Here is a 7,405-nt window from a genome sequence, read left to right on the forward strand (position 1 = left end):
CAATTAACAGATTTGCGATCAGTGTAAGATCGCGCGCTATGCTGACCTTTTCCATTGCGCAATGGCAGGGTTGGACATCGGGTATGCAAGACGCGAGCAGCTGGTTGCACTGGGCTGAACATCCTTATTGTCCCGTTGGAGAACCCAGCCCGCCGCGCCTCGAATTCCTGCCCCCGATGCAGCGCCGCCGCCTCAGTCCGCTGGCGCGCGCCGCGTTCGAATGCGCCTGGCCGGTCACCCGCGACCATGCCCCCATGCCGCTGGTGTTCGCGTCGCGGCATGGCGAAACCTCGCGCAACTTCGGCCTGCTGCAGGCATTGGCGGCCGGCGAGGCGCTGTCGCCCACCGCGTTCGGCCTGTCGGTGCACAACGCCATTGCCGGACAGTGGTCGATCATACGCCGCGAAACCACCGAATCCGTCGCGCTCTCGGCCGAGGATGACGGATTGGAACACGCCTTCATCGAAGCCGGCCTGCTGCTGGCCGAAGGCCACGACAACGTGCTGGTGGTGCTGGCCGAGGAACGGCCGCCGGCGCCCTACTCGCCCTGGATCGACGACGTGCCCTTTTCCTACGCGGCGGCCTTCCGCCTGCGCGCTGGCAGCGACTGGCGGCTCGAAGCCGCGCCGCGCGCCGACCCCGCGCCGCCGCCCTGGCCGCACGCGCTCAACCTGCTGCGCCACCTCAACCTGCAAACCCCCGGCTGGCGGCACGCCAGCCGCGCCCGCCAATGGCTCTGGACCCGCACGGCATGACGCCCACCAGCCCTACCCCAGCCGCCGCGCAGGCCCGCCAGGACTTCTGGCTATGGCGCCTGGTCGCCACCGGCATGGCCTTCACCATGTTCGGCGTCGGCGGCTTGCTGTTGCGCCTGCTGGTGTTCCCGCCGCAGCGCCTGATCCCCGGCAATGCCGCCGACCGCCAGCGGCGCGCCCGCTGGGCGCTGAACGGCACCTTCCGCTTCTTCATCCGCTTCATGGTGCGCGTGGGCATCCTGACGGTGGACTTCAAGGGCGCCGACCGCCTGGGCCGGCCCGGCCAGATGATCCTGGCCAACCATCCGTCGCTGCTGGACGTGGTGTTCCTGGTGGGCCACGTCAAGAACGCCAACTGCATCGTCAAGCACGGCCTGGCGCGCAATCCGTTCACGCGCGGGCCGGTCAGCAACGCCGGCTACATCACCAACGACGAAAGCTTCGACATGTTCGACCGCGCCGCCGACGTGCTGCGCAACGGCGAAACGCTGATCGTGTTCCCCGAAGGCACGCGCACGCCGCCGGACAGCATGCCGCGCTTTCACCGCGGCGCCTGCGCCATCGCGCTGCGCGGCGCGCGCACGGTGACCCCGGTGGTCATCCGCATGAACCCGCGCAGCCTGACCAAGGGCGAGCCCTGGTACCGCATTCCGCCGTGCCGCATGCGCTACGTCATCGAGGTCGGCGCGGACATCGACCCCGCAACGTGGTCCAATGCGCACCCGCTGCCCATCGCCGGCCGCAAGATGAACGATTACCTGCACGCCTATTTCGATGCCGAGCTGACCCGCGACGCGGCGGCCGGCGCCCCGGGGCCCGTGGGCGGGCCCGACAACGAACAAGCGCGACACGCGCCGCAAGTGGAGTCCAAGCTGGATGAATCAACTGGAAACTGAGCTCAAGACGCTCGTCATCGAATCCCTGGGCCTGGAAGACATCACGCCCGACGACATCGACCGCGAGGCCAGCCTGTTCGGCGACGGACTGGGGCTGGACTCTGTCGATGCGCTGGAACTCGGCCTGGCGCTGCAAAAGCGCTACGGCATCAGCATCGACCCCGAGACGCGCAACATGCGCGAGCACTTCGCCAGCATCGCCAACCTGGCCGAATTCGTCGCGGCGCAGCGTGGCAACTGAGGCGATGGAGTCGACCATGCAAACCCGCGATGAAATCTTCAACACGCTGCGCGACACGCTGAGCGAATTGTTCGAGATCGAGCCCGAGCGCATCACGCCCGAGGCCAACCTGTATACCGACCTCGAGATCGACAGCATCGACGCCATCGACCTGATCGACCACGTACGCCGCCAGACCGGCCGCAAGCTCGACGCCAACGATTTCCGCAGCGTGCGCACCGTCGAGGACGTGGTGCAGGCCATGTGCCAGAAGCAGCAGGACGCCGGCGCATGAAACGCGGCCTGGCGCCCGCGCTGGCCGTGGCCGGCCTGGCCTATCCCTTCGTCGTGTACGCGACGCTGGGCCGGGTCGGCGCGGCCTGGCTGGCGCTGCCGCTGGCCGTGCTGTGGCTGGCGCGCGGGCTGGCCGGGCGCGACGGGCAACCGGGCGCGCGCCTGCTGCCGCTGGCGGCGGTGGCGTTCTGCCTGGTGCTGGCGGTGTCCAATTCAAGCGACTGGCTGCGCTGGTATCCGGTCATGGTCAACGCCATGCTGCTGGCCATCTTCGGCGCCAGCCTGTATCGCGGCCGCCCCGTGGTCGAACGGCTGGCGCGCCTGCGCCATCCCGACCTGCCGGCCGCCGGCGTGCGCTACACCCGCAACGTCACCCGTGTCTGGTGCGGCTTCTTCGCCGTCAACGGCGCCATCGCGGCGGCGCTGGCCGCCTGGGGCCCCTGGAGCTGGTGGACCGCCTACAACGGCGCCATCAGCTACGTGCTGATGGGCCTGTTGATGGGCGGCGAATGGCTGCTGCGGCCGGCCGCGGCAAAGGCGGCCTGAGCAGTGGCCTGGACCGACCTGACGCATCTGCTGCTGCCGCGCGCCGCGGGCGCCGACGACGCGCCCGTTGCTGTCGACCCCGCGCTGGCGCACGCCGATTTCGCCGCGGCGTGCCTGGCCGCCGCCGGCGCGTTGCAGGCGCGGGCCGCCCGCCGCGCCGCGCTCTGGTTCGAAGACGCCGCCGCCCTCGCCATCGCCCTGCATGCCTGCTGGCGCGCCGGCGTGACCGCGGTCCTGCCGGGCGACGCGCGCCCGGAAACCTGCGCCACGCTCGACAGCACCATCGACGCCTGGCTCTGCGACACCGGCCTGCCCCCCACCGCCCGTCCCCAATGGCGCCTGGACACGCTGCGCGACGCGCCACCGCTGGCGCCCGCGCCGCTCGATCCCGAACAGGCGCTGGTGCTGTGCACCTCCGGCTCCAGCGGCGCGCCCAAGCATATCGTCAAGCGCTGGGGCCAGTTGGCGCGCGAGGTCCAGGCCCTGCAGGCGCAATGGCCCGAGGCCGGCGGCCCCGTGCTGGGCAGCGTGTCGGCCCAGCACATGTACGGCCTGCCCTTCCGCGTATTGTGGCCGCTGTGCGCCGGCCGCCCGATCGACCGGCGCCAGCGGCTCTACCCCGAAGACCTGCAACAGGCCAGCCTGCGCCATGGCGCCTGCACCTGGATCGCCAGTCCGGCGCTGCTGCGCCGCCTGGGCGACCGGCTCGACTGGACGCAATTGCGCGGCCGGCTCGGCCGCATCTTTTCGTCAGGTGGCGCGCTGCCACCCGAGGTGTCCGACGACATCGCGCGGCAACTGGGCCTGCGCCCCACCGAGATCTACGGCAGCTCCGAAACCGGCGCCGTGGCCTGGCGCGGCGGCGCCGCCCCCTGGCAGCCCCTGCCCGGTGTGGCCGTCAGCCTGGACGCGCACGGCGCGCTGCGGGTCGACTCGCCCTGGGTCGAGGCCGCCGACGCGCAGACCGCCGACGGCGCCGCATTGACCAGCGGCGGCTTCCAACTGCTGGGCCGGCAGGACCGCATCGTCAAGATCGAGGAAAAGCGCATCGCCCTGCCCATGCTGGAGCAGGCGCTGGCGCGCCATGCCTATGTGGCCGAGGCCCGCGCCGGCCGCGCCGCGGGCGCCGCCCGGCTGACCGCGCTGGTGGCCCTGAGCGCGGCCGGCCTGCACGCGCTGCGCAACCAGGGCCGGCGCGCCGTGGTGGATGCCCTGCGCCAGCACCTGGCGGCGGGCTTCGAATCGCTGGCGATTCCGCGCGCCTGGCGGCTGTGCCGGCAATTGCCCTGGAACAGCCAGGGCAAAATGACGCAGGCCGACTTCGAGGCCGCCGCCGGCGCCCGGCCGCGGCAACCGCTGACCGCCCCCCTTCAAGCCGCCGCCACCGCCGACGAACGCCGCTACCGTCTAGAAATCCCGTGCGACCTGGCTTACTTCGCCGGCCACTTTCCCACCGCCCCGGTGGTGCCCGGCGTGGCGCAGATCGGCTGGGCGCTGTCACTGGCGCAACGCGACCTGCTGCCGGACCTGCGCTTTGCCGGCATGGAAGCGCTGAAATTCCAGCGGCTGCTGCGGCCCGGCGACGTGGCCGAGCTGGCCCTGCGCTGGGACGGCGCCAAGCGCAAACTGTATTTCAGCTACACGCTGGACGCGTCGCCCTGCTCGTCAGGGCGCGTGCTGCACGGAGACGACCATGGTGGCGCATGAACTCTGCGCGGTGATCCCGGTCTACAACCACGGCGCCACGGTGGCCGCGGTGCATGCCCGGCTGGCGGCGCTGGGCCTGCCCTGCGTGCTGGTGGACGATGGCTCCGCGCCCGATTGCGCCGCCATCCTGGACACACTGGCGGCGCTGCCGCGCACGCACCTGGTGCGCCGCGCCGCCAACGGCGGCAAGGGCGCGGCGGTGCAGGACGGGCTGCGCGCCGCGCGCGATCTGGGCTACAGCCACGCGCTGCAGGTGGACGCCGACGGCCAGCATGCCCTGGATGACGCCGCCAGCTTCGCGCAGGCCTCGCGGGCGCGGCCCGACGCGGTCATCTGCGGCACGCCGCTATACGGCGACGACGTGCCGCGCAGCCGCCTCTACGGCCGCTGGCTGACGCGCGTGTGGGTCTGGATCAACACCCTGTCGCTCGACATTCCGGACGCCATGTGCGGCTTTCGCGTCTATCCGCTCGCCCCCGTGCTGCGGGTGATCGACACCACGCAGGTCGGCCGCCGCATGGACTTCGACATCGCCATCCTGGTGCGCCTGCACTGGCGTGGCGTGCCCATGGCCTGGCTGCCCACGCGCGTGGTCTACCCGGAAGGCGGCGTCTCGCACTTCAAGGCCCTGCGCGACAACCTGCTGATCAGCCGCATGCACGCGCGCCTGTTCTTCGGCATGCTGGCGCGCTCGCCGGCGCTGTTGCTGCGTCGCCTCACCGCTGGCGGGCGCCCATGACCGCGGCCGACTCCCACTGGGCCGACCAACCCGAGCGCGGCAGCCCCTTGCTGATGCGCCTGACCGCCTGGGCCGCGCGCCGGGCCGGCCGCCGTGCGGTGGCGCCGGTGGTGTGGCTGGTGGTCCTGTACTTCTATGCGTTCGGCCCGCGCGCCCGCCGCGCCATCGGCGCCTATCAGCGCCGCCTGGCGCGCGCCGGCGGTCCGGCCACGCCGCTGCCGCGCTCGTTCCCGGTCTACCGCCAATACCTGGCGTTCGCGCAGGCGCTGCTGGACAAGCTCGACGTCTGGCAAGGCAAGATCACGCTGGCCGACCTGGACATCCACGACCCCGACGGCCTGCACGCGCAGATGGGTCACGGCCGCGGCCAGATCCTGGTGGGCTCGCACCTGGGCAATATCGAGGTCTGCCGGGCGCTGGCCGAACAATCCGGCCTGCTCAAGCTGAACGTGCTGGTGCATACCAAGCACGCGGCGCAGTTCGGCCGCCTGCTCGACGAGGCCGGCGGCGGCCTGCGCATGATCCAGGTCAGCGAACTGGACGCCGGCGTCATGCTCGACCTGGCCCAGCGCCTGGAGCGCGGCGAATGGCTGGCCATCGCCGGTGACCGCGTGCCGCTCAAGGGCGACCGCAGCACCGAAGTTTCGCTGCTGGGCGATCCCGCGCCGCTGCCGCAAGGCCCCTGGCTGCTGGCGGGCCTGCTGCGCTGCCCGGTCAACCTGCTGTTCTGCACCCGCCACGGCAAGCGCTACCGCGTGTCGATGGAACGCCTGAGCGACGGCATCGAATGGAGCCGCGCCACGCGCCAGGCGCAGATCGCCTTCTGGACCCAGCGCTACGCCGACCGCCTGGGCGCGCATTGCCGCCAGGCGCCGCTGCAATGGTTCAACTTCTACCCTTTCTGGAAAGACGATGCGTAAACGCGGCGCGCTTGGCGCGCAAGTCGATATCCGCGTGCCCTTCTACGACGTCGATTCGATCAACGTCGTCTGGCACGGCCACTACGTCAAATACCTCGAAGAAGCCCGCTGCGCGCTGCTCGACAGCATGGGCTATGGCTATGACGCAATGCGCGCCAGCGGCTATGTCTGGCCGGTGATCGACCTGCAACTGCGCTACGCGCAGGCGGCGCAGTTCGGCCAGCGCCTGGAGGTGCGCGCCGAACTGGTCGAATGGGAACACCGCCTCAAGATCAACTACCTCATCCGCGAAGCCGCCAGCGGCCAGCGCCTGACGCGCGCCAGCTCGGTGCAGGTGGCGGTCTGCATGCGGACCCGCGAGATGCAACTGGTCTCGCCGGCCGCCCTGCTGGACGCGGTGCGGCGCAAACTCGACGCGGCGGAGACGCCCGCATGAAACGCCTGCTGATCTGCCTGGCCCTGGCCATCCTGCCCTGGAGCGCGCGGGCCTTCGACCTCGACGACCTGCAACGGCAACTGCGTGCCGCGCCGGTGGTGCGCGGCCATTTCGTGCAACAGAAATTCCTGCGCTCGCTGCCACAGCCGCTGACCAGCCGTGGCGATTTCACGCTGGCCGCCGGCCGGGGGCTGCTGTGGCTGTTGCGCAGCCCGATCGCCCAGGATCTGCGTATCAGCGCCAGTGGCATCGCCCGCCGCGGCCCCGACGGCGGCTGGCAGGCGCTGCCGCAGCATGCCGGTGCCGGCCGCGAGAACCGGCTGTTCCTGTCGGTGCTGGCAGGCGACACCAGCGGCCTGCGCGAGAGTTTCGACCTGAGCCTGTCGGGCGGCCCGGACGCCTGGCAACTGACGCTCCTGCCGCGCTCCGTGTTGTTGCGCCAGATTTTCGAGAAGATCCAGATCAACGGCGGCAAGCTGGTCGACCGCATCGAACTGCGCGAGGTCCAGGGCGACCGCAGCGTGCTGCAGATGACCGATGCGGCGGCGGCCAATGCCCTGACGCCCGAGGAGCAACGTGCCTTCGCCGATTGAACGCTGGCTGCCGCGGCTGTTCAAGCTGGGGCTGCTGCTGTTGCTGGCCCTGGGCGCCTGGCAGTGCCGCGATGGCTGGCCGGTGTCGGCCAATCTGCTGGAACTGGTGCCGCGGGCCCAGGCCGACGCCACCCGGCGGCTGGCCGAGGCCCGCGTCCAGGAGCCGCTCAGCCGCCAATTGATCGCGCTGGTCGCGGCCCCGGCCGGTGGCGACAGCGCCGCCGCCGCGCGCCTGCTGGCGCAACGCTGGCAGCAAAGCGGCCTGTTTGCGACGGTGCAGGTCGATATCGACGTCGATC

10 protein-coding genes and 1 pseudogene are annotated in these 7,405 nt (G+C 71.2%); all 11 read left to right on the top strand.

Annotated features, from left to right (window positions below; all coding sequences use genetic code 11):
* Window positions 1-83: 83 nt before the first annotated feature.
* Window positions 84-755 carry a beta-ketoacyl synthase chain length factor gene (locus AC6LKG_RS20255; protein WP_498167398.1) on the top strand — a complete coding sequence of 224 codons (672 nt, stop codon included), beginning with the start codon at window positions 84-86 and terminating at the stop codon, window positions 753-755.
* Entirely contained in the window at window positions 731-1,651 is a 921-nt protein-coding gene (locus tag AC6LKG_RS20260) for a lysophospholipid acyltransferase family protein (RefSeq protein WP_498167401.1), read from the top strand. The genes AC6LKG_RS20255 and AC6LKG_RS20260 overlap by 25 nt, the downstream gene beginning before the upstream one ends.
* Window positions 1,632-1,892 (top strand): phosphopantetheine-binding protein, encoded by a 261-nt coding sequence (locus AC6LKG_RS20265; RefSeq protein WP_498167403.1) that lies wholly within the window; start codon window positions 1,632-1,634, stop codon window positions 1,890-1,892. Before AC6LKG_RS20260 ends, AC6LKG_RS20265 begins: the two co-directional genes overlap by 20 nt.
* Before the next feature lie 16 nt (window positions 1,893-1,908).
* Complete coding sequence (locus AC6LKG_RS20270; protein ID WP_049077956.1) at window positions 1,909-2,166, top strand: acyl carrier protein; 258 nt, start codon at window positions 1,909-1,911, stop codon at window positions 2,164-2,166.
* Entirely contained in the window at window positions 2,163-2,711 is a 549-nt protein-coding gene (locus AC6LKG_RS20275) for a COG4648 family protein (protein WP_498167405.1), read from the top strand. Before AC6LKG_RS20270 ends, AC6LKG_RS20275 begins: the two co-directional genes overlap by 4 nt.
* A 3-nt stretch (window positions 2,712-2,714) precedes the next feature.
* Window positions 2,715-4,418 (top strand): ApeI family dehydratase, encoded by a 1,704-nt coding sequence (locus tag AC6LKG_RS20280; protein ID WP_498167407.1) that lies wholly within the window; start codon window positions 2,715-2,717, stop codon window positions 4,416-4,418.
* The gene (locus tag AC6LKG_RS20285) at window positions 4,405-5,157 is read left to right on the top strand and encodes a glycosyltransferase family 2 protein (protein WP_498167408.1); all 753 of its coding nucleotides are present in this window, start codon (window positions 4,405-4,407) and stop codon (window positions 5,155-5,157) included. The genes AC6LKG_RS20280 and AC6LKG_RS20285 overlap by 14 nt, the downstream gene beginning before the upstream one ends.
* On the top strand, window positions 5,154-6,077 hold the full coding sequence (locus tag AC6LKG_RS20290; protein ID WP_498167410.1) for a lysophospholipid acyltransferase family protein: 924 nt from the start codon (window positions 5,154-5,156) through the stop codon (window positions 6,075-6,077). Before AC6LKG_RS20285 ends, AC6LKG_RS20290 begins: the two co-directional genes overlap by 4 nt.
* Window positions 6,070-6,513 carry an acyl-CoA thioesterase gene (locus AC6LKG_RS20295; protein WP_498167412.1) on the top strand — a complete coding sequence of 148 codons (444 nt, stop codon included), beginning with the start codon at window positions 6,070-6,072 and terminating at the stop codon, window positions 6,511-6,513. The genes AC6LKG_RS20290 and AC6LKG_RS20295 overlap by 8 nt, the downstream gene beginning before the upstream one ends.
* The gene (locus AC6LKG_RS20300; RefSeq protein WP_498167414.1) at window positions 6,510-7,106 is read left to right on the top strand and encodes an outer membrane lipoprotein carrier protein LolA; all 597 of its coding nucleotides are present in this window, start codon (window positions 6,510-6,512) and stop codon (window positions 7,104-7,106) included. The genes AC6LKG_RS20295 and AC6LKG_RS20300 overlap by 4 nt, the downstream gene beginning before the upstream one ends.
* A pseudogene (locus tag AC6LKG_RS20305) lies at window positions 7,090-7,405 on the top strand (hypothetical protein); the annotation flags it as partial. The gene AC6LKG_RS20300 and the pseudogene AC6LKG_RS20305, both read left to right, overlap by 17 nt.

This window comes from Achromobacter sp. 46006, assembly GCF_059761975.1.

Coding starts and splice junctions, on each gene's coding strand:
- AC6LKG_RS20255 (WP_498167398.1), top strand. CDS start 84: ATGCAAGACGCGAGCAGCTGGTTGCACTGGGCTGAACATCCTTATTGT.
- AC6LKG_RS20260 (WP_498167401.1), top strand. CDS start 731: ATGGCTCTGGACCCGCACGGCATGACGCCCACCAGCCCTACCCCAGCC.
- AC6LKG_RS20265 (WP_498167403.1), top strand. CDS start 1,632: ATGAATCAACTGGAAACTGAGCTCAAGACGCTCGTCATCGAATCCCTG.
- AC6LKG_RS20270 (WP_049077956.1), top strand. CDS start 1,909: ATGCAAACCCGCGATGAAATCTTCAACACGCTGCGCGACACGCTGAGC.
- AC6LKG_RS20275 (WP_498167405.1), top strand. CDS start 2,163: ATGAAACGCGGCCTGGCGCCCGCGCTGGCCGTGGCCGGCCTGGCCTAT.
- AC6LKG_RS20285 (WP_498167408.1), top strand. CDS start 4,405: ATGGTGGCGCATGAACTCTGCGCGGTGATCCCGGTCTACAACCACGGC.
- AC6LKG_RS20290 (WP_498167410.1), top strand. CDS start 5,154: ATGACCGCGGCCGACTCCCACTGGGCCGACCAACCCGAGCGCGGCAGC.
- AC6LKG_RS20295 (WP_498167412.1), top strand. CDS start 6,070: ATGCGTAAACGCGGCGCGCTTGGCGCGCAAGTCGATATCCGCGTGCCC.
- AC6LKG_RS20300 (WP_498167414.1), top strand. CDS start 6,510: ATGAAACGCCTGCTGATCTGCCTGGCCCTGGCCATCCTGCCCTGGAGC.